Genomic DNA, 25,825 nt, shown 5'->3' with positions numbered 1-25,825 from the left:
TACGAGGAGTTCCGATGTCCCGCTCGCAAGAGTTCGTCCACGGTTGCCGTGACATTCTGCCGTTGATCCTTGGCGCGATTCCGTTCGGGGTCATCTTCGGCACTCTGGCGATAGGCGCGGGGTTGTCCGGGTGGCAGGCGATGGGGATGTCCACGCTGGTGTTCGCCGGCTCTGCCCAATTCATCGCGATCACGCTGCTCACCGGCGGGGTCGGCGCCGCCGTGGTGCTGTTGACCACCTTCGTCGTCAATCTGCGCCATGCCCTGTACAGTGCCGCGTTGCAGCCCTTCGTCCGTCATCTGCCGGGACGCTGGCGCGTGCCGCTGGCGTTCTGGCTGACGGACGAGGCGTTTGCCGTCGTGCAGAAACGTTATGCCCGTGATGATGATTCGCCCCACAAGCACTGGTTCTTTCTCGGCGCCGCGCTGACCATGTACATCAGCTGGCAACTGTCGACGCTGGTCGGTGTCGCGTTCGGTCAGGCCGTTCCGGATATCGCCAGCTGGGGGCTGGACTTCGCCATGATCGCCACCTTCATCGGCATTGCCGTGCCGATGATGCGCAGCCGCCCGCAGGTGGCCTCGGCGCTGGTAGCCGGAGCGGTGGCCTTGCTGACCTGGGAACTGCCTTACAAGCTCGGGCTGATTGCCGCGGCCATGGCCGGCATCGTCGTCGGCGTCTGGCTGGAGCGCCGTGCTGAAGGTCAATCGCGCATGCAGGGGGCACTATGACGACCTGGATGCTGATCTTCGGCATGCTGGCGATCACCTTCCTGATTCGCTACAGCTTCTTCGCCTGGCCGGATCTGCGCTTCCCGCGGGCCGTCGAGCAGGGGCTGCACTACGTGCCGGTGGCCGTGCTGACCGCCATCGTGGTGCCGGGAATGCTGATGCCGGAAGGGCAGTGGGCCCTGCGCTGGGACAACGCTTATCTGCTCGCGGGCCTGCTGGCTATCCTGATAGCTGCGTTCACTCGCAATCTGCTGGCCACCATCGCGGGCGGTCTGCTGAGTTTCTTCCTGCTGCGCTGGGCATTTGGACAACTGCCGATATGAGCCATGAATCACCTGAGACGCGCTCGAAGAGGTCGGCACCGGACGACGGGGCGGTCGCCTCGCACTCGCAGTTTCGTCTGCTCGGCAAGCGCCGCTTTCTACCGTTTTTCTGTACGCAGCTGCTCGGTGCGTTCAATGACAACGTATTCAAGCAGGCGCTGATCCTGGCGATCCTGTTCAGGATCGGCACCGCTGCCGACAAGAGCCTGTTGATCAACCTTTGCGCATTGCTGTTCATCCTGCCGTTCTTCCTGTTCTCGGCCCTGGGCGGGCAGTTCGGCGAGCGTTTCGAGAAGGCCTGGCTGATCCGCAGGATCAAGTTTGCCGAAATCCTGATCATGCTCGCCGGTGCCCTAGGCATGTTGCTGGGAAACCTGCCCGTGCTGCTGGTCGTGCTGTTCTGCATGGGCACCCAGTCCGCGTTGTTCGGTCCGGTAAAGTATTCGATCCTGCCGCAGCAGCTTACCGAGGATGAGCTGGTGGGCGGCAATGCGCTGGTCGAGATGGGTACCTTTCTGGCCATTCTCGGAGGCACCATCGGTGCCGGGCTGCTGATGGCGAGCGAAAGCTACGCCGAGCTGGTGGCGATCAGCGTGGTGCTTATCGCCCTGGCCGGCTACCTGGCCAGTCTGGCCATTCCCGCCGGGGCAGCTGCCTTGCCGACCTTGCACATGGACTGGCGTGTGTTGCGCCAGTCGTGGCGGATCCTGCGGCTCGGGTTCGGCCAGCAGCGAGCCGTGTCGCGCGCAATGCTGGGCAACTCGTGGTTCTGGTTCCTCGGTGCGACCTACCTGACGCAGATCCCGGCATTTTCCAAGGACTATCTGGGTGGCGATGAAAGCGTGGTGACGCTGATCCTCACGCTGTTCTCGGTGGGCATCGCGCTGGGCTCGCTGCTCTGCGAGCGGCTGTCACGGCATCACGTGGAGATCGGGTTGGTGCCTTTCGGGGCGATCGGCCTGAGCCTTTGCGGGGTGCTGCTGTGGTGGCATGCCGGCATCCATCCGGCCTCTCCGGCAAACGTGGACTGGCTGGCGCTGCTCGGCGAGCCGTCGGCCTGGTGGGTACTGGCGGATATCCTCGGGCTGGGCGTATTCGGCGGCCTGTACATCGTGCCGCTGTATGCCCTGATCCAGTCGCGCAGCGTGGCGCACGAGCGCTCGCGGGTAGTGGCGGCGAACAACATCCTCAATGCACTGTTCATGGTTGCATCGGCGATCGTCGCGATCGTCTTGCTGGTGTTGCTGAAACTCTCGATACCGCAGCTTTTCCTCGTGGTATCGCTGCTCAGCGTGCTGATCTGTGGTGCGCTGTTCATCGATGTGCCGGAGTTCATCGAGCGCTTTGTGCTCTGGTCGCTGGGGGCTCGGCTGGGAGGCAAGTTGCTGGTGCGGATCGGATTGCGCTGAGGCAGAAGGGGCGCCGAGAGGCGCCCCGTGCGGGGTCAGACGCCCTGCGGAACCTCCTCGCCGCCGAACGCTTCGAACAGCGCCGGAAGGAACTCGCGGAAGGTCATCATCATCAGCAGGAAGCTGGCGTCCTGCTGGGCGAGGGGGTCATCACCGCCATCCTCTTCGGCCTGGTCCTGGAGCAGTTCCTCGAAGCGCAGGCGTTTGATGATCAGCTTGTCGTCCAGTACGAAGGACAGCTTGTCCTGCCAGGCCAGCGACAGCTGGGTGACCTGCTTGCCGGCTTCCATATGCTGCTGGATCTCGTCGCTGGTCAGGTCCTGACGCTTGCAGCGCACCACGCCGCCGTCTTCATGGGGATCACGCAGTTCGCATTCGTCCAGGACGAAGAAATCAGCCGCGGTTTTCTGCGTCTTCACCCAGTCGGTCAGCGTGGCACTTGGCGCGATCTTCACCGTCAGCGGGCGCACCGGCAGCGAGCCGATGGCCTCGCGCAGGGTGGACAGCAGGTCTTCGGCTTTCTTCGGACTGGCCGAGTTCACCACAATCAGGCCACGCTCGGCGTCGATCGCGGCGAAGGTGCCGGACTTGCGAATGAAGGCACGCGGCAGGAAGGCCTGGATGATCTCGTCCTTGATCTGGTCGCGCTCCTTCTTGTAGACCTTGCGCATCTGCTCGGCTTCGATCTCGTCGACCTTTTCCTTGAGAGCGTCCTTGACCACGCTGCCAGGCAGGATACGTTCTTCCTTGCGCGTGGCGATGAGCAGGAAGCCCTGGCTGACGTGGACCAGTGGAGCGTCTGCGCCCTTGCCGAACGGCGCGACGAAGCCGTAAGTGCTCAGCTCCTGGCTGGCACAGGGGCGGGCAGGTTTTGAGGCCAGTGCAGCTTCTAGCGTCTCGGCATCTAGCGCAACATTTTGGGTGAGACGGTAAACGAGCAGGTTACGAAACCACATGGCGGGGTAGATCTCCGGAAAGCAAAGGGAGGCATTATTCCTGCCTGGCTAGTTAAGGCCAACCCTGAAGGAGGTTAATGCGCAGCGGGCAGGAAAAAACGACTGCTAAACAGCGGTTTTCCTAAGTCTTTGGAACTTCTGCAATTTTTTTTCAAAAGGGGGTTGCCAAGGTTAGGAACCCTCTCTAGAATGCGCCCCACTTCGAGAGCAAACGGGTGATTAGCTCAGCTGGGAGAGCATCTGCCTTACAAGCAGAGGGTCGGCGGTTCGATCCCGTCATCACCCACCACTCGAGGTTTAGCGCAGCGGTAGTTCAGTCGGTTAGAATACCGGCCTGTCACGCCGGGGGTCGCGGGTTCGAGTCCCGTCCGCTGCGCCATATTAGCTTCAAGGGACCACTGAACGCCCTGAAGCAAAGAAAAAAACGGCCATAAAGGCCGTTTTTTTTTTGCCTCGATTTTATTGGTGCGCGTTATCGGCTCGCAGGCAGGCGCAGCGTCGCCGGGCCATGCTCGGGAACTTTGCGCTGTGTCGCAGGGGCGTGAGCGCTTCTCGAGTCGGCAGCCGTGCCTGTCTGTCTCAGGGGCCGCAGTAGCCACTGCCGGTGCACGCTGCTAAGCTCGGGTACCGATTTTTCGATATGCCCCCAGCGTAATTAAGGAAACAGCATGAGACTGAGACATCAACGTTTGGCACCTGCGATTGCCCTGGTCGGTCTGGTACTGGCCGGTTGCGACTCGCAGACCAGTGTCAAGCTGGACACTCCGGCGCAGAAGGCGTCCTACGGCATCGGCCTGAACATGGGCAAGAGCCTCGCGCAGGAGGGTATGGATGATCTCGATTCCCAGGCTGTGGCGCAGGGCATCGAGGATGCGATCGGCAAGAAAGAGCAGAAGCTTACCGACGAGCAACTGATGGAGGCTTTTGCCTTCCTGCAGACGCGCGCCGAGGAGCGCATGACCGAGATGAACGCCAAGGCGGTCGAGGCCGGCAAGAAATTTCTCGAGGAAAACGCCAAGCGTGACGGCGTGAAGACCACCGAGTCCGGTCTGCAGTACGAGGTCATCCAATCGGCCGAAGGCCGCCAGCCGACCGAAAACGATGTGGTTACCGTCCACTACGAAGGCAGCCTGACCGATGGCACCGTCTTCGACAGCTCGATCAAGCGTGGCAGCCCGATCGACCTGCCGGTCGGTGGCGTGATTCAGGGCTGGGTCGAAGGCCTGCAACTGATGCACGTGGGCGAGAAGTTCAAGCTCTACATCCCGAGCGAGCTGGCCTATGGCGAGCAGAGCCCGAGCCCGCTGATTCCGGCCAATTCGGTGCTGGTGTTCGATCTCGAACTGCTGGGCATCAAGGGCAGCGAAACCGAGCAGCCTGCTGAAGCGACAGAGCAGGAATAAGCGAGTCGCTGTGCCGCTGGAAATGAAAACGCCCCGATTCGATCGGGGCGTTTTCGTTTTAGCAGTGGCCGTCCGAGTGGATCAGTCGTCCATTTGCGACTGCAGGTAATTCTCCATTCCGACCTTGTCGATCAGGCCCAGCTGAGTTTCCAGCCAGTCGATGTGCTCTTCCTCGGATTCGAGGATGTCTTCCAGCAGCTCTCGACTGCCGTAGTCGCCGACGCTCTCGCAGTAGGCGATGGCCACCTTCAGGTCCTGTACACCGCCTTGCTCCAGCCTGAGGTCGCACTCGAGCATTTCGCGAGTGTTCTCACCGATCAGCAGCTTCCCGAGATCCTGCAGATTCGGCAGGCCTTCCAGGAAAAGGATGCGCTTGATCAGCTTGTCCGCGTGCTTCATCTCGTCGATGGATTCTGCGTACTCATGCTTGCCCAGCTTGCCAAGCCCCCAGTCCTCATACATGCGTGCGTGCAGGAAGTACTGGTTGATGGCTACCAGTTCGTTGCCGAGGATTTTGTTGAGGTGCTGAATGACCAGCTTGTCGCCTTTCATGGAATTAGCCTGTACTGACCGGTGGGATTGAATGCAGTCTGGGCACGGCAAGGCAGCCTGTCAAACGATAGCCCTTGGGCTAAGTCGTTGAATCCCAAAGCTAAAATTTAACGAGAATGGTTGCGTTCCGTGTTATCTCGGCAACCGCCTGATTTGCAGGCAAAAAAAAGCCGGGCAGTCCCGGCTTTTGGCGAATCTCGTCCGTCAGGCTTGGGCGAAGCTCGCGGGGTAGGCGAGGGCGGCCTGGGCATTCTGCACGTTGCTGAGTGTCTCTCGAACGACCTGTTTGGCAACGCATGCGCATTTGCCGCATTGGGTAGCGACACCGGTCGCCTCGCGCACATCGCGATAGCTGCAACAGCCTTCATAGATGGCGTTGCGAATCTGGCCGTCGGTGACGCCTTGGCAAAGACAGACGTACATAGCATTACCCGTTGAATTCGTTGACGGAACGGATGCTAATCAGAATGAGAATAATTGTCAAAGCACTCTGTCGGCGATTGCTGAAAAAATAGGTGACCGGCTCGGTTTGCTGCGTATTGCCCGTGGTGCGGTCGCGGACAATTCAGGCCGGGCGCCTCGGCTTTCCGGTAGACTCTGCGCCTTTCGTTCGCCGGATGCCCGTCATGGCCCTGCAAGCCACGCCCTACAAAGTTGAAATCAATCTCACCGACCTCGACCGCAACGTCTATCAGGACCTGCGCTTTACCGTTGCCCGGCATCCCTCCGAAACCGAGGAGCGTCTGGTGGCGCGGTTGATTGCCTATGTCCTTTGGTACGGGGAGCAGTTGTCGTTCGGTCGTGGGCTGTCGGATGTCGACGAGCCGGCGTTATGGGAAAAGAGCCTCGATGATCGCGTGCTGCACTGGATCGAAGTCGGTCAGCCGGACGCCGAGCGCATTACCTGGTGCTCGCGCCGCGCCGAGCGTTTCAGTCTGGTCGCCTACGGCAATCTGCGTGTCTGGCAGACCAGGGTGCTGGATGCGGTGCGCAGCCTGAAGAAGATCAACGTGGTGGCGGTGCAGCAGGAGGCATTGGAAACCGTAGCCCGGGATCTGCCTCGCGCGATCAGCTGGAGCGTGATGATCAGCGATGGCGCACTGTTCGTCACGGATGAGCGTGGTCAGCACGAATTGCCGCTGCAATGGCTGATTGGCGAGCGCGGCTAGCTGTGCGCTCTGCCGGCCGCAGGGCTGCGGATGCTTGCTGGTGCCGAGTTTTCCTGGCGTGTTGCCCGTTCGGCTTCTTTATTCAACGGCGCTAGCGCCAGTTGACCAGCAGCTCACGCTGCTGGCGTTGTGCAGCTTCCAGCGCGACAGGCTTGAGCCTCAACTGATGGCCTGGCAGACACTGGGCCAATTGGGCCGTGGCCAGCGGGTCAATGCACCGAGGCGGGGATAGCCGCCAATGGTCTGGCGATCATTGAGCAGGATGATCGGCTGGCCGTCGGGGGGAACCTGAATCGCTCCTGACGGCACGCCTTCGGAGATCATCGAAGAGCGTAGGCAACGCAGCCGTGGGCCGAGCAGTTGGTCCCCTCATCCGGTCGGCGCGCTGATCGACCGTCCACTCGCGGTTGAAAGCCTCGAACAGGCTTTGTCCGCTGAAATCGCCCAATCTGTGCGCCGAGCACTACCGGCAGGGTCGGGCTGGATAATGGCGGGACCGGCGGCGCAGTCGGCGAACGGCATGACTTGCGCATCCTGGCCCATGGTCAGGCGCCGAAGCTTTCCCCCATGTCGCAATTCAATAACAGACGGCCCACGTGAACTGCTCCTCCGAGACTGGTCGATGCGTTGCGGCGTGCCAGCTGGCAAGGCGCCGGTAGATTATCCACATTTAGGCCGTTGCCCCGCTTGAAGTGCCTGCTTCGACATTGCTGTATGCTTGCCCGCCTCATCGGCACGGCCGCTGGCGCCACGCCCGGATCTGATCGATCACGCTGACAGCCTTGTAGCGCAGGTCGGCCCGCGTTGCACCAGCGCACATGCTGCCATCCTTGTAATCCATTTGTGAGCGAGACCGGAATCTGACGATGCGTATCGAACCCCGCCCCTTGCCCGAGCGCCTGCCCGACCTGGGCGATCTGCCGCCGTTGCTGCAGCGCCTCTATGCTGCCCGGGGCGTGGCCAGCGCGGCGGAGCTGGACAAGGGGTTGGCGCGGCTGATTCCTTATGGACAGCTCAAGGGCATCGATGCGGCAGTCGAGCTGCTGGTCGAGGCTCTGGAGAAGCGCCAGCGCATCCTCTTCGTCGGCGATTTCGACGCCGATGGCGCAACGGCGAGCACCGTCGGCGTGCTCGGTTTGCGCCAGCTGGGCGCCGCGCACGTCGATTATCTGGTGCCGAACCGCTTCGAATACGGCTACGGCCTGACGCCGGAAATCGTCGCCGTCGCCTTGCAGCGCGAACCCGAGCTGCTGGTGACCGTGGACAACGGCATTTCCAGCGTAGACGGCGTTGCCGCGGCCAAGGCGGCGGGCCTCAAGGTGCTGGTGACCGACCATCACCTGCCGGGCCACGAGTTGCCGGCGGCCGATGCCATCGTCAATCCGAACCAGCCGGAATGTACCTTCCCGAGCAAGTGCATCGCCGGGGTCGGGGTGATCTTCTACGTGCTGCTGGCCCTGCGCGCACGGCTGCGCGAGCTTGGCTGGTTCAGCCGTCAGGGCTGGGCCGAGCCGAACCTGGCCGAGCTGCTCGACCTGGTGGCGCTGGGCAGCGTGGCCGACGTGGTGCCGCTGGATGCCAACAACCGCATCCTCGTGCATCAGGGCCTGGCGCGGATTCGTGCCGGGCGGGCGCGGCCGGGGCTGCGGGCGATTCTGGAAGTCGCCAAGCGTGACCATCGGCGAATCACCTCTACCGACCTGGGCTTCATTCTCGGGCCGCGATTGAATGCAGCCGGACGGCTCGACGACATGTCGCTAGGCATCGAGTGCCTGCTCTGCGAGGACGAGGCGCTCGCACGTGACATGGCGACCCAGCTGGACCAGCTCAACCACGACCGCAAGGCCATCGAGCAGGGCATGCAGCGCGAGGCGCTGGCGCAGCTCAAGGACCTGGCGCTCGAGGACCTGCCGTTCGGCCTGTGCCTGTTCGATGCGGACTGGCACCAGGGCGTGATCGGCATCCTGGCATCGCGCCTGAAGGAGCGTTACCACCGTCCGACCATTGCCTTTGCCGATGCCGGCGAAGGCCTGCTCAAGGGCTCTGCGCGTTCGGTGCCGGGCTTCCACATCCGCGATGCGCTGGATGCCGTAGCGGCACGCCATCCCGGGCTGATCAGCAAGTTCGGCGGGCATGCCATGGCGGCCGGTCTGTCGTTGCCGCAGGAGCACTTCGGTGCCTTCGCCGCGGCATTCGACGCCGAAGTTCGCCGTCAGCTGTGCGAGGACGACCTCACCGGTCGGCTGCTCACCGACGGCCAGCTCAGCGTAGAGGAATTCCACCTGGAGCTGGCGCGTGCGCTGCGCAATGCCGGGCCCTGGGGGCAGCACTTTCCCGAACCGATGTTCCATGGTGTCTTCCAGCTGGTGCAGCAGCGCATCGTCGGCGAGCGTCATCTCAAGCTCGTGCTCAAGAGCGAATGCGGCGCGCTGACCCTGGACGGCATCGCCTTCAACATCGACCGCGAGATCTGGCCGAATCCGACGGTTCGCTGGGCGGAACTGGCTTATAAGCTGGACGTCAACGAGTACCGTGGCCAGGAAAGCGTGCAACTGATGGTGGCGCATATCGCGCCGCGCTGAATGCTCCGTTCGAAGCGACGATAGGCCGCCTGAATCGATCGGCATTCCCCGTCAAGACGTCTGATTGTTGGCCGCGGCCGTGGCGCCTAGAGTGGCTGGACAACAACAGCGCCATGCGGGAATCCGAAATGAGCGACATCAGCGTCCATCACCGTGCCTGTCACCTGTGTGAAGCCATCTGCGGTCTGACCATCCAGACCGAAGGCGAGCGCATCCTCTCGATCAAGGGCGATCCACATGACAGTTTCAGCCGTGGTCATATCTGCCCCAAAGCCGTGGCGCTGCAGGATATCCAGAACGACCCCGACCGCTTGCGCCATCCGGTGCGCCGTTGTGGCGACGAATGGCAGGCCATTGGCTGGCAGGAGGCTTTCGAACTGGTCGCCGAGCGCCTGGCCGGCGTGCGCGAGCGTCATGGCAGCAACGCGGTGGCCATCTATCAGGGCAACCCGAGCGTACACAACTACGGGCTGATGACCCACAGCAACTACTTCCTCGGCCTGCTGAAGACGCGCAACCGCTTCTCCGCGACCTCGGTCGACCAGCTGCCGCATCACCTCACCAGTCACCTGATGTACGGCCACGGGTTGCTGTTGCCGATACCCGATATCGATCACACCGATTTCATGCTGATTCTCGGCGGCAATCCGCTCGCCTCCAACGGCAGCATCATGACCGTGCCGGATGTGGAGAAGCGGCTGAAGGCGATCCGCGCGCGCGGCGGCAAGCTGGTGGTGGTCGATCCGCGGCGCAGCGAGACCGCGGGGATCGCCGATCAGCATCTGTTCGTGCGTCCTGGCCAGGACGCCGCGCTGCTGTTCGGCCTGCTCAATACTCTATTCGAGGAGGGCCTGACGCGTACCACCGAGCTCCCGCTGGACGGCATCGAGGAGGTACGCACGGCGATCGCCGCCTTTAGCGCCGAAGCGATGAGTGCCCGTTGCGGCGTGCCGGCCGGCACCATCCGCCAGCTGGCGCGGGATTTCGCCGCGGCGGACAAGGCGGTCTGCTACGGGCGCATGGGCGTCTCGACCCAGGCCTTCGGTACGCTCTGCCAGTGGCTGGTGCAACTGATCAACCTGGTCACCGGTAATCTCGATCGGGTCGGCGGCGCACTGTGCACCGAGCCCGCAGTGGATCTGGTGGAAACCACATCCGGCGGTCATTTCGCCGCCTGGCGCAGCCGGGTTTCGCAGCTGCCCGAATACGGCGGGGAATTGCCGGTGGCAGCCTTGGCCGAGGAGATGCTCGAGCCGGGAGAGGGGCAGGTTCGGGCGCTGATCAGTGTCGCTGGCAACCCGGTGCTTTCCACGCCCAACGGGCGCAAGCTGGAGCAGGCACTCGACGGCCTGGAGTTCATGCTCAGCGTCGATTTCTACATCAACGAAACGACCCGTTATGCCGATGTCATCCTGCCGCCGACGGCGCCGCTGGAGCATGATCACTACGACAGCACCTTCAATCTGCTCGCGGTGCGCAACGTCACCCGCTTCAATCAGCCGGTGCTGCCGAGGCCCGAAGGTGCGTTGCACGACTGGGAAATCTTCATCGGGCTGGCCAGGGCCTACGCGACGCGCACCGGCGTCGAGCTGAAGCCGACGCTGACACCGCAGCAGATGATCGATCTGGCGCTGCGCCATGGGCCGTATGGCGACAGGTCGGAGCGCAAGCTGAGCGTGGCGGCGCTGCAGGACTATCCACATGGGCTGGACCTCGGGCCGCTCAAGGCGAACCTGGCGCGGCGCCTGAAAACGCCGAACAAGCGCATTCAGGCCGCGCCGTCGCTGATGCTGGAGGACCTGCAGCGCTTCGCCGGTCAGCCGCAGGCGCCTGCCGGCGAGCTGCTGCTGATCGGTCGCCGACATGTGCGCAGCAACAACTCTTGGATGCACAACTACCAGCGTCTGGTGAAGGGCAAGCCGCGTCATCAACTGCTGATGAATCCGGCCGACATGGCCTCGCGTGCCTTGCAGGATGGACAGCGTGTGCGGGTGCACTCGCGGGTCGGCGTGGTCGAAGTGGAAGCCCTGGCCAGCGACGAGATGATGCCGGGCGTGGTCAGCCTGCCGCATGGCTGGGGCCATGCCCGGCCCGGCGTGCAGATGCATATCGCGTGGCAGCAGCCCGGTGCCAGCAGCAATGACCTGACGGACGAGCGTGAGCTGGATGTCTCCGGTAATGCGGCGCTGAACGGCGTGCCGGTGCAGATCAGCGCCGCCTGATTCGAATGTCGGGCTGGGCATGGGCGTGGAAACGGTCTCTACTGAGGGGTGTCCAAACCTGCATTCACGACAGTAGAGGCCGTCATGTCCCAACTCTTTCAACCGCTTACCCTGCGCCAGCTCACCTTGCCCAATCGCATCGCCGTGTCGCCGATGTGCCAGTACTCGGCGCAAGCCGGGATGGCCAACGACTGGCATCTGGTGCATCTGGGCAGCCGCGCCGTTGGTGGTGCCGGGCTGGTGATCGTCGAGGCGACAGCGGTCAGCCCTGACGGGCGCATTTCGCCGGAGGACCTTGGCATCTGGTCCGACGCGCATGTCGAGCCGCTACGGCGCATCACCCGCTTCATCGAGGCGCAGGGCTCGGTTGCCGCTGTGCAGCTGGCCCATGCCGGGCGCAAGGCCAGCACCTGGCGGCCCTGGCTCGGCAGGCACGGCAGCGTCCCGGTCGCTGCCGGTGGCTGGAACCCGGTCGCTCCTTCCGCAATCGCCTTCTCGCCGGAGCATGCATCGCCGACGGCCCTGGACGAGACCGGCATCGCGGCAGTCGTGCAGGCTTTCGTCGAGGCTGCCGAGCGCTCTCTGGCAGCCGGCTTCAAGATCGCCGAAGTGCATGCGGCGCACGGCTACCTGCTGCATCAGTTCCTCTCGCCGCTGTCCAATCAGCGCCAGGATCGCTATGGCGGCTCGTTCGACAATCGCATTCGCCTGCTGTTGGAGGTCACCACTGCCGTTCGCGAGGTCTGGCCGCAGGAGTTGCCGCTGTTCGTGCGCCTGTCGGCGACCGACTGGGTAGACGATGGCTGGAACGCCGACGAAACCGTGGCGCTTGCGCGACGGCTCAAGGACGCGGGTGTCGACCTGATCGATGTGTCCTCCGGCGGAACCGCTGCCAACGCCGATATTCCGGTCGGCCCGGGCTACCAGACCCAGTTCGCCGAACGCGTGCGCAAGGAGGCGGGCATCGCCACCGGCACGGTCGGCATGATCACCGAGGCGGTGCAGGCCGAGCACATCCTGCGCACCGGCCAGGCTGATCTGATCCTGCTGGCCCGCGAACTGCTGCGCGATCCTTACTGGCCGCTGCATGCCGCCGAGGACCTGCGCGACAATTCGGTGGCCTGGCCGGCGCAGTACGTACGTGCGGCGCATCGCGACACACCGATTCGCCAAGTGCCCGAGTCGTTCGACTGAGCAACCGGGACAAATTCCATTCGTATGGGGACTTCGATGAAAACCAGTGGCCTTCTCGATCAACTGCTCAGGTCCGGGCAGGACCTGTTGCAGAAGCAGCAAACCGGCGCGAGCGGCAAGCCCGGCAAAGGTGGCTTGGGCGATCTGCTCTCCGGTGCCGGCGGCGGTTCGCTCGGCAATGTCTTGTCCGGTGCGGGCGGTGGTGCGCTGGCAGCCGGGGCCATGGGCCTGCTGCTGGGCAATCGCAAGGTGCGCAAGATGGGCGGCAAGGCGGTGACATACGGCGGCCTGGCGGCACTCGGTGTGCTGGCCTACAAAGCCTACAGTAACTGGCAGGCACAGCAGGGCGCGGCGGCGCAACAGGCGCCGCAGACCATCGATCGCCTGCCGCCGGCGGACGTCGAAGTGCACAGCCAGGGCATCCTCAAGGCTCTGGTAGCGGCGGCTAAGGCCGACGGCCACGTCGATGTGCGCGAACGTCAGTTGATTGAAGCCGAACTGGCCAAGCTGGCTGGCGATACCGACCTGCAGCATTGGCTGGAATCGGAGCTGAACAAGCCGCTCGATCCGGCCGACGTGGCTGCTGCCGCGAAGACGCCGGAAATGGCCGCCGAGATGTATCTGGCCAGTGTGCTGATGGTGGACGAGGAGCATTTCATGGAGCGTGCCTACCTCGACGAGCTGGCCCGCTGCCTGCAGCTCGATCCGCAACTCAAAGCCGAACTGGAAAGCCAGGTACGCGGTGTCAGTGCCTGATCGACCATCATGAGAGCAAATCCGTTTCCTGACCGTCCGCCGGCACGCCCGGCGGGCTGTCAGCACGGGTTGGCTGAGTTATAATCGCCGGCTTTTGCACCGTCCGATTGAGAGCTGCCTACCTATGGAAATCAACCCGATCCTCAACAGCATCAAGGACCTGTCCGAGCGCACCCTGTCAATTCGGGGGTATCTTTGACTACGATCAGAAGCATGATCGTCTCGTCGAAGTAAACCGCGAACTCGAAGACCCGAACGTCTGGAACAACCCCGAATACGCCCAGAACCTTGGCCGTGAGCGCGCCACCCTGGCGCAGATCGTCGAAACCATCGACGACCTCGACGGCGGCCTGGCCGATTCCCGTGACCTGCTCGACATGGCCGTCGAAGAAGACGACCAGGGCGCCGTGGATGATGTCGCGGCCGAGCTGGATCGCCTGCGCGGCATTCTCGAAGGTCTGGAATTCCGCCGCATGTTCAGCGGCGACATGGACCCCAACAACGCCTATCTCGATATCCAGGCCGGTTCCGGCGGCACCGAGGCTCAGGACTGGGCCAACATGCTGCTGCGCATGTACCTGCGCTGGGCCGACAAGCACGGCTTCGACGCCACCATCATCGAGCTGTCCGAAGGCGAAGTTGCCGGCATCAAGGGCGCCACCCTGCACATCAAGGGTGAGTACGCCTTCGGCTGGCTGCGTACCGAAATCGGCGTGCATCGCCTGGTGCGCAAGAGCCCGTTCGACTCCGGCAACCGTCGCCATACCTCGTTTACCGCGGTATTCGTCTCGCCGGAAATCGATGACAACATCGACATCGAGATCAACCCGTCCGACCTGCGCATCGACACCTACCGTTCTTCCGGGGCCGGTGGTCAGCACGTAAACACCACCGATTCGGCCGTGCGTATCACCCACGTACCGACCAACACCGTGGTGGCGTGCCAGAACGAGCGTTCCCAGCACGCCAACAAGGACACCGCCATGAAAATGCTGCGGGCCAAGTTGTACGAGCAGGAGATGCAGAAGCGCAACGCAGCGTCCCAGGCGCTGGAAGACTCCAAGTCCGATATCGGCTGGGGCCATCAGATCCGTTCTTACGTGCTCGACCAGTCGCGCATCAAGGATCTGCGGACCGGCGTCGAGCGCAGCGACTGCGACAAGGTGTTGGACGGGGATATCGACGAGTACCTCGAGGCCAGTCTCAAGCAAGGGCTTTAAGCCTTGCCGGGCACAGTGGCAGAGCGACCGTAGAGTGCGGCGGCCCGGCATGACCGGGCACCGCGTTGGTGGGCTGAAATCCACCCTGCTTGAGTTCCGCGTGTCCAGATGTAGGGTGGGCTTCAGCCCACCAAAAGAGGGACAGGGTCCCGGGTGGGCTGAAGCGAAACGCCTTCCGGAAGACTCAACCCAGGATTCATCCATTCGATCCAGGCATTTTGAAACCATGAGCGAACAACCGCTGAACCAGCACGCCATCCAAGAGGAAGAGAACAAGCTGATTGCCCTGCGCAAGGAAAAGCTTGCAGCCGTGCGCGAGCAGGGCAACGCCTTCCCCAATGACTTCCGCCGCGACCGCTATGCAGGCGACCTGCAGAAACAGTACGCCGAGAAGACCAAGGAAGAGCTGGAAGCGGATGCCGTTCCGGTCAAGGTGGCCGGACGCATCATGCTCAACCGCGGTCCGTTCATGGTGCTGCAGGACATGAGCGGGCGCATCCAGGTGTACGTCGATCGCAAGACCCTGCCGGCCGATCAGGTCGAGGCGGTCAAGCACTTCGACCTGGGCGACATCATCGCCGCCGAAGGCACCCTGGCGCGTTCCGGCAAGGGCGACCTGTACGTCTACATGAGCAGCGTGCGCCTGCTGACCAAGTCGCTGCGCCCGCTGCCGGACAAGTTCCACGGCCTGACCGACACCGAGCAGCGCTACCGCCAGCGCTACGTCGACCTGATGGTCAACGAGGAGGTGCGCGAAACGTTCCGCGTGCGCTCCCAGGTCATCTCGCATATCCGCAAGTTCCTCGCCGAGCGTGACTTCCTCGAAGTGGAAACGCCTATGCTGCAGACCATCCCTGGCGGCGCCGCGGCCAAGCCGTTCGAGACCCACCACAACGCGCTGGACATGCCGATGTTCCTGCGCATCGCGCCGGAGCTCTATCTCAAGCGCCTGGTGGTCGGTGGCTTCGAGCGGGTGTTCGAGATCAACCGCAACTTCCGCAACGAAGGCGTCTCGACCCGGCACAACCCCGAGTTCACCATGCTCGAGTTCTACCAGGCCTACGCCGACTACGAAGACAACATGGACCTGACCGAGGAACTGTTCCGCGAGCTGGCCCAGGCCGTGCTCGGCAGCACCGACGTGCCCTATGGCGACAAGGTGTTTCACTTCGGCGAACCGTTCGCGCGGCTGTCGGTGTTCGACTCGATCCTCAAGTTCAACCCGGAGATCTCGGCCTCCGACCTCAACGACCTGGAGAAGGCCCGCGTCCTGGCCAAGAAGGCCGGCGCCAAGCTGCTCGGCCACGAAGGTCTGGGCAAGCTGCAGGTGATGATTTTCGAGGAACTGGTCGAGCACAAGCTGGAACAGCCGACCTTCATCACCGAGTATCCGTTCGAGGTGTCGCCCCTGGCGCGGCGCAACGACCGCAATCCCAATGTCACCGATCGTTTCGAACTGTTCATCGGTGGCCGTGAGATCGCCAACGCCTATTCCGAGCTCAACGACGCCGAGGATCAGGCCGAGCGCTTCCACGCCCAGGTGGCGGACAAGGACGCCGGCGACGACGAGGCCATGCACTTCGATGCCGACTTCGTCCGCGCGCTGGAATACGGCATGCCGCCGACCGCTGGCGAGGGTATCGGCATCGATCGCCTGGTGATGCTGTTGACCAACTCGCCTTCGATCCGCGACGTGATTCTCTTCCCGCATATGCGTCCGGAACTGTGATCGACACCTTGGGCTGGACGCGGTGTGCGGTGGTTCAATGAGCGCCGGGCTTCGCGCCGCTCAACCTGGGTGGTGCTACCCAACCTACGTGTACCGGTAGGTTGGGTTGAGCGAAGCGAAGCCCGACGCAGGCGTGTCGATCAATGACTGCAGGTAAGCACTCATGAACACCCGTAACAACCTGGACGACTACCAGACCATCGTGCGCGCGCTGTCCGACCGCATCGTCGAGGCGCAGACCCCGGTGCGCGTACTGGATGCGGTCAAGTGGGACGAGAGCATCCGCCAGGGCTTCTTCGCCGCCCAGGGACGCGAGCTGCCGAAGATCGATCGCACCTATTACGAGAGCCGCCCGCTGGCCTTCGACTCCAGCGCGAAGAAGCAGGAGTTCCAGGACATCGAGCGGGACATCACCCGTCAGCTCGGCCAGTTCAACCCGGTCGGGCAGATCATGCGGCGCATGTGCAAGGAATACCGCATGGTCATCCGCATGCTCGAGGCGCGCGGTACTCCGGACTTCGGCATGATCTCCCAGGAGCTCTACGGCGCGGCGTCCGATGCTTTCCATGCCGGTGACCCGACCCTGGCCGATCTCGGCCTGATGCTTTCCGACTACCTGAACAACATTGCCGATCGTGGCGACCTGCGTGACGAACCGAAGAATCTCACCGCGCCGCAGGCGGTCGAGCTGCTGCAGAAGCGGCTGGATGTGGTGTTCGGCGAAGGCGAGGGTGTGATCCGCGTTTTCGAGTCCGACGGTATCCTCGCCGATGCGGCGGCCGGTGCCGACTACATCAAGATCCGCAGCGATGCGCTGTTCAACGAGCGTGACATACGCGCGCTGGAGGTCCACGAGGGCCTGGTCCACGTCGGTACCACGCTCAACGGACAGAACCAGCCGATCTGCACCTTCCTCGCCAAGGGCCCGCCGTCCTCTACGGTGACCCAGGAAGGCCTGGCGATTCTGATGGAGGTGATCGCCTTCGCCTCCTACCCGACGCGCCTGCGCAAGCTGACCAACCGCACCCGCGCCATCCACATGGCCGAGGAGGGCGCCGACTTCCTCGACGTGTTCGCCTTTTTCCGCGAGCAGGGCTATGGCGAAGACGACTGCTACAGCAACGCCAGCCGCGTGTTCCGTGGCTCGACGCCCAATGGCCTGCCCTTCACCAAGGATCTGTCCTACCTGAAGGGCTTCATCATGATCTATAACTACATCCAGCTCGCGGTACGCAAGGGCCGCCTCGAGCAGATCCCGCTGCTGTTCTGCGGCAAGACCACGCTGGAGGACATGCGTACGCTGCGCCAGCTGGTGGACGAGGGCATGGTGGCGCCGCCCAAATACCTGCCGCAGCAGTTCCAGGATCTCAATGCGCTGTCGGCCTGGATGTGCTTCTCCAACTTTCTCAATCACCTGAGCCTGGATCGCATCGAAGCCGATTACGCCAACATCATCTGATGCGATTCGGCATCGACCACGAATCCCCCACAACGCAAGGAAGCGTAACGATATGGACAATCCCGTCTTCAGTCGCCGGACGAGCCCGATGGACCGCAGGCTGTCGGCTGCCAGCTATAACCTCGTCATCGGCCTCGTGCTCGGCTGGGGCTTCTGGATCAACTGGTGGATGGTCGGCAATATCCCGGTCGAAGCCATTCGCAGCATTCACCCCTGGCTGTTCTTCGGCGGCTACTTCGCCAGTTGCCTGACCGGCGCCTGGCTGTTTCACCGTTCGAGCCAGCCCTGGGTGAGTTTCCTCGGCTACAACCTGGTGGTGGTGCCGTTCGGACTGATCGTCAACCTGGTGGTCACCCGCTATGACGCCGCGCTGGTGCACGAGGCGATGCGTATCACGGCGCTGGTGACCCTGGGCATGATGTTGCTCGGTACGCTGTTTCCGCGCTTTTTCGCCAGCATCGCCGGTGCGCTGACGGTGGCGCTGCTGCTGGTGATCGTCGTGGAGCTGGTCGAGCTGTTCCTCCTTGGCATCCACCACGGTGTTATCGACTGGATCGTCGTGTTGATCTTCTGCGGCTACGTGGGTGTCGACTGGGGCCGGGCGAACCGGATTCCGAAGACGCTGGACAACGCCATCGACAGCGCCGCGGCTCTCTATATGGACATCATCAACCTGTTCCTGCGTATCCTGCGCATTCTCGGGCGCAAGTAGCGCCGCGACACATGACGCACAAGCGGTTTTCATGGCTGCGTCGGCGCAATGGCCCATTCATTCGCTCAAGGAGACTGCCGTGGCCAGTCATCAGCTCGAATACGAAATCCTCGGACAGTCCGCGCAAAGCGTGGAGATCATCCTCGACCCCGGTGAGACGGTGATCGCCGAGGCCGGGGCGATGAACTACATGACTGGTGGCGTGCGTTTCGAGGCACGCATGGGCGACGGTTCCAGCAGTGGGGTGCTCGGCAAGCTGTGGGGCATGGGCAAGCGAATGATCACTGGCGAGTCGCTGTTCCTGACCCATTTCAGCAACCAGGGCGATGGCCCGGCGCGTGTGGCCTTCGCAGCGCCATATCCCGGTACGGTCGTGCCGATCGACCTCGCTGCGTTCGGTGGCCAGCTGATCTGCCAGAAGGATGCCTTTCTCTGTGCGGCCTACGGCACCCGCATCGGCATCAGCTTCAGCAAGCGCATCGGTGCGGGCTTCTTCGGCGGCGAAGGCTTCATCCTGCAGCGCCTGGAGGGCGATGGGCTGGCCTTCGTGCATGCGGGCGGAACGGTGATTCGCAAGGAACTCAACAACGAAACCCTGCGCCTGGACAGCGGTTGCCTGGTCGCCTTCACGCCGGGCATCGACTACGACATCCAACTGGCTGGCGGCCTGCGCAGCATGCTGTTCGGCGGGGAAGGGCTGCTGCTGACCACGCTCAAGGGCAGTGGCAGCGTCTGGATTCAGAGCCTGCCGTTCTCCCGCCTGGCCGAACGGGTTTACGAAGCGACCTACCAGGCGCGTGGAGAAACCCGCGCCGGGGGCAAATGAGCTGACGCCAGGACCCTCGAATTTGCCACAATGCGCCTCTTTGCCTCGACGAGAACATCCATGTCCGAACGCAATCCCATTCCATTGATCCTGACCGCCATCGGCAGCGTGATCGGCACGGTAGCGGTGCTGAGCTACTACGGCTACGTGCATGTCGCCAAGCCCGAGGACGCATTGTTGCTGGCCGACTACACCATGCTCAAGACCATTCCCGGCGAGGACTATCGGGTATCGCTGAAACCGGCCGAGCAGGTGGCACAGTGCATCGATGGCGTGCTGGTGCTGTTCGATACCGAGCAGAAAGGCCTGAGCGGAGTATTGGTCGACAACAAGAAACGTGCCGTACGCTGCGTGGAAGAGCAGCCGCCGGCCGGCTTGCTGCGCTGATCCGGAGGCGATTGCCGCAGCCCATTGTCTGCGTGAGACGAATGCGCTCCCGGCGCGATGAACACGCCGGGAGCGCTCGTTTGTCGCGTGCGCGCGTGACTCAGCGCATCGAAGAGCGCGGTGCCACCGGCTTGTTGTCGTCGGAAATGGTTACCTCCACGCGACGATTCATGGCGCGCCCGGCCGAGTCACCGTTGCTGGCCACCGGGTACTCCTTGCCGTAGCCCTGCGACACGATGCGCCGCGAGTCCACGCCCATCTTCACCAGCGCCATGCGTACCGAGTCGGCACGGCGCTCGGACAGGCGCTGGTTGTACTCGGCCGAGCCGGTACTGTCGGTGTAGCCCTCGACGATCACCTGGCGCTCGGGATTGTCGTTGAGGAATTCGGCGAGCTTCTGCACGCTGCGCATGCCGCTTGGCTTGAGTTCGGCGCGATCATAATCGAACAGCACGTCGCCGAAGGTCACCAGCGTGCCGCGCTCGGTCTGCTTGGCCTGCATGTCTTCCTGCAGCTTGCGGATTTCCGCCTCGCGGGCTTCCAGGCGCGCCTCTGCGCGCTGTGCGGAGGTCTTGCCCAGGTCCTCTTCGGCGGTACGCAGAGCGATGGTCTGCTCGGCCAGTTCGATCCGCCGCTTGGTCAGATAGGCCAGCTGGTCGACGGTTTCTTCATCGGCGTCGCTCAGATATGCCTTGTTCGCCTTGTCCAGCATGGTGCCGGCGTCCTGGGTTTCCAGTGCCGCGAGCCTGCTGGCCCGTGAGTCGCTCTGCAGGGCGGAGAAGCTGCTGCGGGCCTGTTCGAGGTTCTGATTGGGCTGGTTTGCGCAGGCCACCAGGCCGATGCTCAGGGCCAGCACGGTAGGTAGGGTTACGAGCTTGTGCATGACGAATTCATCCTTTGCTGCTGAAAATGGAATGTCGGACGTGACGCAGGATCAGCGGACGCTGCGCATGCCTTCCTCGCGCAGTTCACGGATTCCCTGCTGAGCGTCGTCGAGGGCCTTCTGCGCCTTGGCGGCCTCCGCCTTGCGCTCGGCAACGCGGGCATCCCATTCGGCCTGCTCGGCCAGCTTGCGGGCTTCTTCGTAATTTTCCTTCTGCATGGCCAGTTCTGCCTGCTTCCACTTTTCCTGCGCGGCGCGCATCTCGACCGCCGCATATTCCGGGCCACCAGCGCTGACGGCACTGCGCACCGCCGTTTCGGTCACGGCAAACTGCTCCTTCGGCGGGTTGCCGGCACAGGCAGTCAGCAGCAGGCCGCCAAGCGCAATGGCCGCCAGCTTGGGTAGCTGAAATCTCGAAGCGGGGGTTTCGACAGCTTTGTTCATGGTCAGTCTCCAGTTCGAATTTGCGTGACGAGTAGTCAGCATCCCGGACAGACAGAAAGTGCGGTCGTGAGTGCACTACCGATGTCGGGACATATTTTTGTGAGGCCATTCGGCGCCAATCGTTCAGTAAAGATGGCGGGCCAGAGCGGCTGACGATGACGCAGCTGCCCGGCGATATCCGCCGTGAGCAGGCAGTGCTTGCGCTGGGGCAAGCATCGTTGATTCGGTTTGTTGAGCTGCCGGGGCTGCTCTGGTGCGCTCGCTCGCGTGTCGGGTCGGGTCGGGCCAGTGCGAGCCGGGTCTGGCTATCAGGCCGGGTTTGCGGACTGCTGCTCTTCATCGAGCATGCGCTGGAGGTGCTTGCGCGAGAGCTCCAGAAAGAGAGGCGTAGGCCCGACATCCTCGTAGACCGGGTCACCTTGCTCGTCAGTGGTGATCACCTGGGCGCCGCGGACATACGGCAGGCTGGTTTCCACTGCTTCCAAAGCGGCTCCGACCAGTTCGCCGAGCAGCGCCTCCGGGCTGCGCTTGGGGTACATCTCGGCGAGAGCGGCAAGGCGTGCCGCGCTTTCCAGGTCCAGCGGAATGCTGTAGCTGGTATGGCTCATGTGGCCCTTGGCGTCCCGTTCCCAGTGGCTGACAAGTTCGGAAATTCTCATGCTTACTCCTTGGCCCGCGCTGACGAGCAGTAGTGACTGGTGCCGTTGCGCGCCCCAGCGACACGTCCGTTGGCATTGATACCTTGTCATGACCTGACGCGGTGGGCACTCTGGTTGGAGACAATTTCAGCGTAGCCGTTCAGGATCTTTTTCCCAGCGGCGCGTCTGATCAACGGCGGCGAATCGCTAGCGAAGGTCCCGAACGGCTGCCAAGCTCGGGAACAGCCGCATGGACGGAAGGGGCAAGGGTCATGGCGAAAATCATCGATGCGCGCCTGCGCGACAACGTGCATCTGCTCGGCGAGCTGCTTGGCAATACCATCCGTGCACAGCACGGCGAGCAGTTCTTCGACAAGATCGAGCGCATCCGCAAGGGCGCCAAGGCGGCGCGACGGGGATCGGCCGAGGGCGCGCAGCAACTGGCAGAGACGCTGGACAGTCTGGACGAGGGCGAGCTGCTGCCGATGACGCGCGCGTTCAACCAGTTTCTCAATCTGGCCAATATCGCCGAGCAGTACCACCAGGTGCGCCGGCGCACTGCAAATGATCCGGCGCCGTTCGAGGCAAGCGTGTTTTCCGACCTGCTCGAGCGCCTCAAGGCGGCCGGCCATGATGACGAATTCCTGGCACGTCAGGTCAGTCGCCTGGACATCGAGCTGGTGTTGACGGCCCATCCCACGGAAGTTTCCCGGCGAACGCTGATCCAGAAATACGACGCCATTGCCGAGCAGCTGGCTGCGCGCGATCACACCGATCTGTCTACCGCCGAGCAGGACCGGATCGAGCTGCAGCTGCAACGCCTGATCGCCGAGGTGTGGCATACCGAGGAGATTCGTCGCAACCGACCGACGCCGGTCGAAGAGGCCAAGTGGGGTTTCGCGGCAATCGAGAATTCGCTGTGGAAAGCCGTACCCAACGTCCTGCGGCAGACGGATGCAACGCTGCGCCGCCTGACGGGCCTGCACCTTCCGCTGGAGGCTGCGCCGATTCGTTTCGCGTCCTGGATGGGCGGCGACCGCGATGGCAACCCGAACGTCACCGCCATGGTCTCGCGCGAAGTGCTGCTCACCGCGCGTTGGGTTGCCGCGGACCTGTATCTGCGCGAGATCGAAGGACTGATCACCGCCCTGTCGATGAGCGCCGCCAGCGAGGAGTTGCTGCGCCAGACAGGGGAGTCGCCGGAACCCTACCGCGTGCTGCTCAAGCCGCTGCGCCATCGCCTGCGGGCGACTCGCGAATGGGCGCGGGCGGCCATCGAGCATGGTCAGCCGGCGCCGGCGGAAGTGCTGCAGGATTGCGCTGAACTGCGCCGGCCGCTGGAGTTGTGCTATCGCTCGCTGCACGCCTGCGGCATGGGCATGATCGCCGATGGCGCCTTGCTCGATTGCCTGCGGCGGCTGGCCGTGTTCGGCCTGTTCCTCGTGCGTCTGGACATCCGCCAGGATGCCGCCCGGCATGCGGCGGCGCTCGCCGAGATTACCGACTATCTCGGTCTGGGTGACTATCAGCAGTGGGATGAACAGCGCCGGCTGGAGTGGCTCCAGCATGAGCTGGGCAATCGCCGTCCGTTGCTGCCGGCGCATTACCGGCCCTCGGCCGATACCGCCGAAGTGCTGGTCACCTGCGCGGTGATCGCCGAGGCGCCGGCTGCCTCGCTGGGCTCTTACGTGATCTCCATGGCACATGCCGCCTCCGACGTGCTTGCCGTGCAGTTGCTGCTCAAGGAAGCCGGTCTGCGCCGACCGATGCGCGTGGTGCCGCTATTCGAAACCCTCGACGATCTGAACAACGCGGCGCCGACCATCGACCGGCTGCTTTCCCTGCCGGGCTATCGCCAGCGGCTGCAAGGCCCGCAGGAAGTGATGATCGGCTATTCCGATTCGGCCAAGGATGCTGGCACGACGGCAGCGGCCTGGGCCCAGTACCGGGCCCAGGAGCGTCTGGTGGACGTCTGTCGCGAGCACGGCGTGGAGCTGCTGTTGTTCCATGGGCGCGGAGGCACCGTAGGGCGTGGTGGCGGTCCGGCGCATGCGGCGATTCTGTCGCAACCGCCAGGCTCCGTCGCAGGACGCTTCCGTACGACCGAGCAGGGCGAGATGATCCGTTTCAAATTCGGTCTGCCGGACATCGCCGAGCAAAATCTCAACCTTTACCTCGCCGCCGTGCTGGAGGCGACGCTGCTGCCGCCACCGTTGCCCGAACCCGGCTGGCGCGAAGTCATGGATCGTCTCGCCGAGGACGGTGTGGCGACCTACCGCGGCGTGGTACGCGAGCATCCGCTGTTCGTCGAATACTTTCGCCAGGCAACGCCTGAGCTGGAGCTGGGGCGGTTGCCCCTGGGCAGCCGCCCGGCCAAGCGCAGGGAGGGTGGGGTGGAGAGCCTGCGGGCCATTCCCTGGATCTTCGCCTGGACGCAGACGCGGCTGATGCTGCCGGCCTGGCTGGGCTGGGAGCAGGCCCTGCATCGTGCCCTGGAGCGCGGCGAGGCGGACCGACTGGCAGAGATGCGCACCCACTGGCCGTTCTTCAGTACCCGCATCGATATGCTGGAAATGGTCCTGGCCAAGGCCGATGCCGACATTGCCCGGCGTTATGACGAGCGCCTGGTTCAGCCGCAGTTGCTGACGCTCGGTGTCGATTTGCGTGACCGATTGTCGCAGGTGGTCAGGGCCGTCCTGGCCCTGACCGGTCAGTCCGATCTGCTCGATCACAGCCCGAAGACCCAGGAGGCGCTCAGTCTGCGCAACACCTATCTCGACCCGCTGCACCTGATGCAGATCGAGCTGCTGGCCCGTTCGCGACAGTGCCAAAGCCCACCCGAGAGCCCCTTGGAGCAGGCGTTGCTGGTCAGTGTGGCGGGTATCGCGGCGGGGCTGCGCAATACCGGCTGAGCTCGCTCATGGAGGGTGCGGCGGGTTCCCTGGTGCTCGAAACCGCTGTTCAATGGCGGCATTTATGCAAGCTGATAGACGCTTTGTGGACGGCTTGTGCCGTCCCGGTGCGCTGTGTATCGTGTTCAACCTTTTGTCGCATAGCGGCAGACCAGAATTTTTGATTCGCCAGCGAAGAGCCGAACCGGCCCGCTGGCAGAGTCGCCCCCTTCCAAGAAAATCGAGGACTCATCCATGCGTGTGATTCTGCTGGGAGCGCCCGGTGCCGGAAAAGGTACCCAGGCAGGCTTCATTACCAAAAAATTCGGTATTCCGCAGATCTCCACGGGCGACATGCTGCGTGCGGCAGTCAAGGCCGGCACCGAACTGGGCCTCAAGGCCAAGAGCGTGATGGATGCGGGTGGCCTGGTTTCCGATGACCTGATCATCAACCTGGTCAAGGAACGCATCGCCCAGCCCGACTGCGCCAATGGCTTCCTGTTCGATGGCTTTCCCCGCACCATTCCCCAGGCCGAAGCGCTGAAGGACGCGGGCGTACGCATCGACAACGTGATCGAGATCGCCGTGGACGACGAGGAAATCGTCGGTCGCATTGCTGGACGTCGCGTGCATCCGGCCTCCGGCCGCGTCTACCACACCGAGCACAATCCGCCGAAGGTAGCGGGCAAGGACGATGAAACCGGCGAGGACCTGATTCAGCGCGAAGACGACAAGGAAGAAACCGTACGTCATCGCCTGTCCGTCTACCATGCGCAGACCAAGCCGCTGGTGGACTTCTATCAGAGCCTGGCGGCTGCCGAAGGTACACCGAAGTACAGCCGCATCGAGGGCGTCGGCTCGGTGGACGAAATCACCGCCAAGGTCTTCGCTGCCCTGAGCTGATCGATGCGACCTTGCGCTGGCTGACGAAAATGCCCGTATCGCAGGATACGGGCATTTTTTTTGGGAAAAGTGTCGAGCAGGAGCGGATCGGCAGATCACTGCCGTTCTGGCCGCAGGCTGACTTTGTGCAGGCCTTTGGCCTGCATCGCCGCGAGGGCGCGCCTCCCACGGGAGGGTCGGTGCGTATCCGCTGCGTGGAGGGCTCGCCCGGGGCGATGTTCTCAGGCTGCAGGTTTGGGTTCTACGCAGGCCTTTGGCCTGCATCGCCGCGAGGGCGCGCCTCCCACGGGAGGATCGGTGCGTGCCGGTTTCGTGGGAGGCCCGCCTCTAGGGCGATGTTCTCGGGCTGCAGCTTTGGATTTTGCGCAGGCCTTTGGCCTGCATCGCCGCGAGGGCGCGCCTCCCACGGGGATCGGTGCGTATCCGCTGCGTGGAG

Annotated in this window: 23 protein-coding genes, 2 tRNA genes and 1 pseudogene; 19 read left to right on the top strand and 7 right to left on the bottom strand. The window is 63.4% G+C overall.

All coding sequences use genetic code 11. The features are described 5' to 3' along the window. The first annotated feature begins 14 nt into the window (after positions 1-14). The 3 genes from B597_RS26170 to B597_RS26160 are packed head-to-tail and all read left to right on the top strand — an operon-like array spanning position 15 to position 2,463. Positions 15-731 carry an AzlC family ABC transporter permease gene (locus B597_RS26170; protein WP_003292856.1) on the top strand — a complete coding sequence of 239 codons (717 nt, stop codon included), beginning with the start codon at positions 15-17 and terminating at the stop codon, positions 729-731. Beyond that, a complete protein-coding gene (locus B597_RS26165) occupies positions 728-1,054 on the top strand; it encodes an AzlD domain-containing protein (RefSeq protein WP_003292857.1) in 327 nt (108 codons plus the stop codon). Before B597_RS26170 ends, B597_RS26165 begins: the two co-directional genes overlap by 4 nt. Beyond that, positions 1,051-2,463 (top strand): MFS transporter, encoded by a 1,413-nt coding sequence (locus tag B597_RS26160; RefSeq protein ID WP_003292858.1) that lies wholly within the window; start codon positions 1,051-1,053, stop codon positions 2,461-2,463. The genes B597_RS26165 and B597_RS26160 overlap by 4 nt, the downstream gene beginning before the upstream one ends. Positions 2,464-2,498: 35 nt before the next feature. On the opposite strand, the gene rdgC is transcribed toward B597_RS26160, so the two are convergent. Next, positions 2,499-3,419 carry a recombination-associated protein RdgC gene (gene rdgC / locus B597_RS26155; protein ID WP_003292859.1) on the bottom strand — a complete coding sequence of 307 codons (921 nt, stop codon included), beginning with the start codon at positions 3,417-3,419 and terminating at the stop codon, positions 2,499-2,501. A gap of 213 nt (positions 3,420-3,632) precedes the next feature. Between rdgC and B597_RS26150 the strand changes: the two genes are divergently transcribed. The 3 genes from B597_RS26150 (at position 3,633) to B597_RS26140 (ending at position 4,822) form a co-directional block, all read left to right on the top strand. Continuing rightward, a tRNA-Val gene (locus B597_RS26150) sits at positions 3,633-3,708 on the top strand. Positions 3,709-3,721: 13 nt separating this feature from the next. Then, a tRNA-Asp gene (locus B597_RS26145) sits at positions 3,722-3,798 on the top strand. Between the two features lie 289 nt (positions 3,799-4,087). Next, positions 4,088-4,822: a BamJ family beta-barrel-assembly machinery protein gene (locus B597_RS26140; protein WP_031323190.1), complete on the top strand. Its 735-nt coding sequence runs from the start codon at positions 4,088-4,090 to the stop codon at positions 4,820-4,822. Between the two features lie 81 nt (positions 4,823-4,903). Here B597_RS26140 and bfr read toward each other — a convergent pair whose 3' ends face one another. Both bfr and B597_RS26130 read right to left on the bottom strand, forming a co-directional pair. Beyond that, positions 4,904-5,374 carry a bacterioferritin gene (bfr, locus tag B597_RS26135; RefSeq protein ID WP_003292861.1) on the bottom strand — a complete coding sequence of 157 codons (471 nt, stop codon included), beginning with the start codon at positions 5,372-5,374 and terminating at the stop codon, positions 4,904-4,906. Between the two features lie 204 nt (positions 5,375-5,578). Then, positions 5,579-5,797, bottom strand: a complete 219-nt coding sequence (locus tag B597_RS26130; RefSeq protein WP_003292862.1) for a bacterioferritin-associated ferredoxin — start codon at positions 5,795-5,797, stop codon at positions 5,579-5,581. A 203-nt stretch (positions 5,798-6,000) separates the two neighbouring features. Here B597_RS26130 and B597_RS26125 point away from each other — a divergent pair, with 203 nt between their 5' ends. After that, the gene (locus B597_RS26125) at positions 6,001-6,543 is read left to right on the top strand and encodes a YaeQ family protein (protein ID WP_003292863.1); all 543 of its coding nucleotides are present in this window, start codon (positions 6,001-6,003) and stop codon (positions 6,541-6,543) included. Between the two features lie 91 nt (positions 6,544-6,634). Here B597_RS26125 and B597_RS46200 read toward each other — a convergent pair. Further along, positions 6,635-7,022, bottom strand: a pseudogene (locus B597_RS46200) (allophanate hydrolase); the annotation flags it as partial. A gap of 387 nt (positions 7,023-7,409) precedes the next feature. On the opposite strand from B597_RS46200, the gene recJ reads away from it, so the two are divergent. From recJ to B597_RS26075, 10 genes are all read left to right on the top strand, one after another. Further along, positions 7,410-9,125 (top strand): single-stranded-DNA-specific exonuclease RecJ, encoded by a 1,716-nt coding sequence (recJ, locus tag B597_RS26120; RefSeq protein WP_003292865.1) that lies wholly within the window; start codon positions 7,410-7,412, stop codon positions 9,123-9,125. Between the two features lie 128 nt (positions 9,126-9,253). Further along, positions 9,254-11,347: a molybdopterin-dependent oxidoreductase gene (locus B597_RS26115; RefSeq protein WP_003292866.1), complete on the top strand. Its 2,094-nt coding sequence runs from the start codon at positions 9,254-9,256 to the stop codon at positions 11,345-11,347. A gap of 84 nt (positions 11,348-11,431) precedes the next feature. Next, the gene (locus B597_RS26110; protein ID WP_003292867.1) at positions 11,432-12,541 is read left to right on the top strand and encodes an NADH:flavin oxidoreductase/NADH oxidase; all 1,110 of its coding nucleotides are present in this window, start codon (positions 11,432-11,434) and stop codon (positions 12,539-12,541) included. A gap of 36 nt (positions 12,542-12,577) precedes the next feature. Beyond that, the gene (locus B597_RS26105) at positions 12,578-13,297 is read left to right on the top strand and encodes a tellurite resistance TerB family protein (RefSeq protein WP_003292868.1); all 720 of its coding nucleotides are present in this window, start codon (positions 12,578-12,580) and stop codon (positions 13,295-13,297) included. Positions 13,298-13,421: 124 nt separating this feature from the next. Beyond that, positions 13,422-14,517 (top strand): peptide chain release factor 2 gene (gene prfB, locus B597_RS26100; RefSeq protein ID WP_152028128.1). Its coding sequence is split into 2 segments (ribosomal slippage): positions 13,422-13,493 and positions 13,495-14,517, totalling 1,095 coding nucleotides; the frame shifts between segments, so codons are not numbered across the junction. A 226-nt stretch (positions 14,518-14,743) separates the two neighbouring features. Beyond that, the gene (gene lysS / locus B597_RS26095) at positions 14,744-16,246 is read left to right on the top strand and encodes a lysine--tRNA ligase (protein WP_003292870.1); all 1,503 of its coding nucleotides are present in this window, start codon (positions 14,744-14,746) and stop codon (positions 16,244-16,246) included. 163 nt (positions 16,247-16,409) lie between these two features. After that, the gene (locus B597_RS26090) at positions 16,410-17,705 is read left to right on the top strand and encodes a flavohemoglobin expression-modulating QEGLA motif protein (RefSeq protein WP_003292871.1); all 1,296 of its coding nucleotides are present in this window, start codon (positions 16,410-16,412) and stop codon (positions 17,703-17,705) included. 52 nt (positions 17,706-17,757) lie between these two features. Further along, positions 17,758-18,417, top strand: coding sequence for a Bax inhibitor-1 family protein (locus B597_RS26085; protein WP_003292872.1), 660 nt, complete (start codon positions 17,758-17,760; stop codon positions 18,415-18,417). A 79-nt stretch (positions 18,418-18,496) separates the two neighbouring features. Then, positions 18,497-19,243: a TIGR00266 family protein gene (locus B597_RS26080; RefSeq protein ID WP_003292873.1), complete on the top strand. Its 747-nt coding sequence runs from the start codon at positions 18,497-18,499 to the stop codon at positions 19,241-19,243. A 60-nt stretch (positions 19,244-19,303) separates the two neighbouring features. Further along, complete coding sequence (locus B597_RS26075; RefSeq protein ID WP_003292874.1) at positions 19,304-19,630, top strand: PA3694 family proteiin; 327 nt, start codon at positions 19,304-19,306, stop codon at positions 19,628-19,630. 100 nt (positions 19,631-19,730) lie between these two features. Here B597_RS26075 and B597_RS26070 read toward each other — a convergent pair whose 3' ends face one another. From B597_RS26070 to B597_RS26060, 3 genes are all read right to left on the bottom strand, one after another. Next, positions 19,731-20,513 (bottom strand): lipotoxin F family OmpA-related lipoprotein LptF, encoded by a 783-nt coding sequence (locus B597_RS26070; protein ID WP_003292875.1) that lies wholly within the window; start codon positions 20,511-20,513, stop codon positions 19,731-19,733. A 51-nt stretch (positions 20,514-20,564) separates the two neighbouring features. Next, on the bottom strand, positions 20,565-20,957 hold the full coding sequence (locus B597_RS26065; RefSeq protein WP_003292876.1) for a DUF4398 domain-containing protein: 393 nt from the start codon (positions 20,955-20,957) through the stop codon (positions 20,565-20,567). Between the two features lie 308 nt (positions 20,958-21,265). Then, positions 21,266-21,616: a hypothetical protein gene (locus B597_RS26060; RefSeq protein WP_003292877.1), complete on the bottom strand. Its 351-nt coding sequence runs from the start codon at positions 21,614-21,616 to the stop codon at positions 21,266-21,268. A gap of 251 nt (positions 21,617-21,867) precedes the next feature. Between B597_RS26060 and ppc the strand changes: the two genes are divergently transcribed. Further along, positions 21,868-24,507: a phosphoenolpyruvate carboxylase gene (gene ppc, locus B597_RS26055; protein WP_003292878.1), complete on the top strand. Its 2,640-nt coding sequence runs from the start codon at positions 21,868-21,870 to the stop codon at positions 24,505-24,507. Between the two features lie 234 nt (positions 24,508-24,741). Continuing rightward, positions 24,742-25,389, top strand: coding sequence for an adenylate kinase (gene adk / locus B597_RS26050; RefSeq protein ID WP_003292879.1), 648 nt, complete (start codon positions 24,742-24,744; stop codon positions 25,387-25,389). The last annotated feature ends 436 nt before the right edge of the window (positions 25,390-25,825 follow it).

Origin of the sequence: Stutzerimonas stutzeri KOS6 (assembly GCF_000307775.2) — a bacterium.
Lineage (GTDB): Bacteria > Pseudomonadota > Gammaproteobacteria > Pseudomonadales > Pseudomonadaceae > Stutzerimonas > Stutzerimonas stutzeri_B.
Note: the sequence above shows the minus strand (reverse complement) of the source record. Positions and strands in the feature narration are given on the sequence as shown.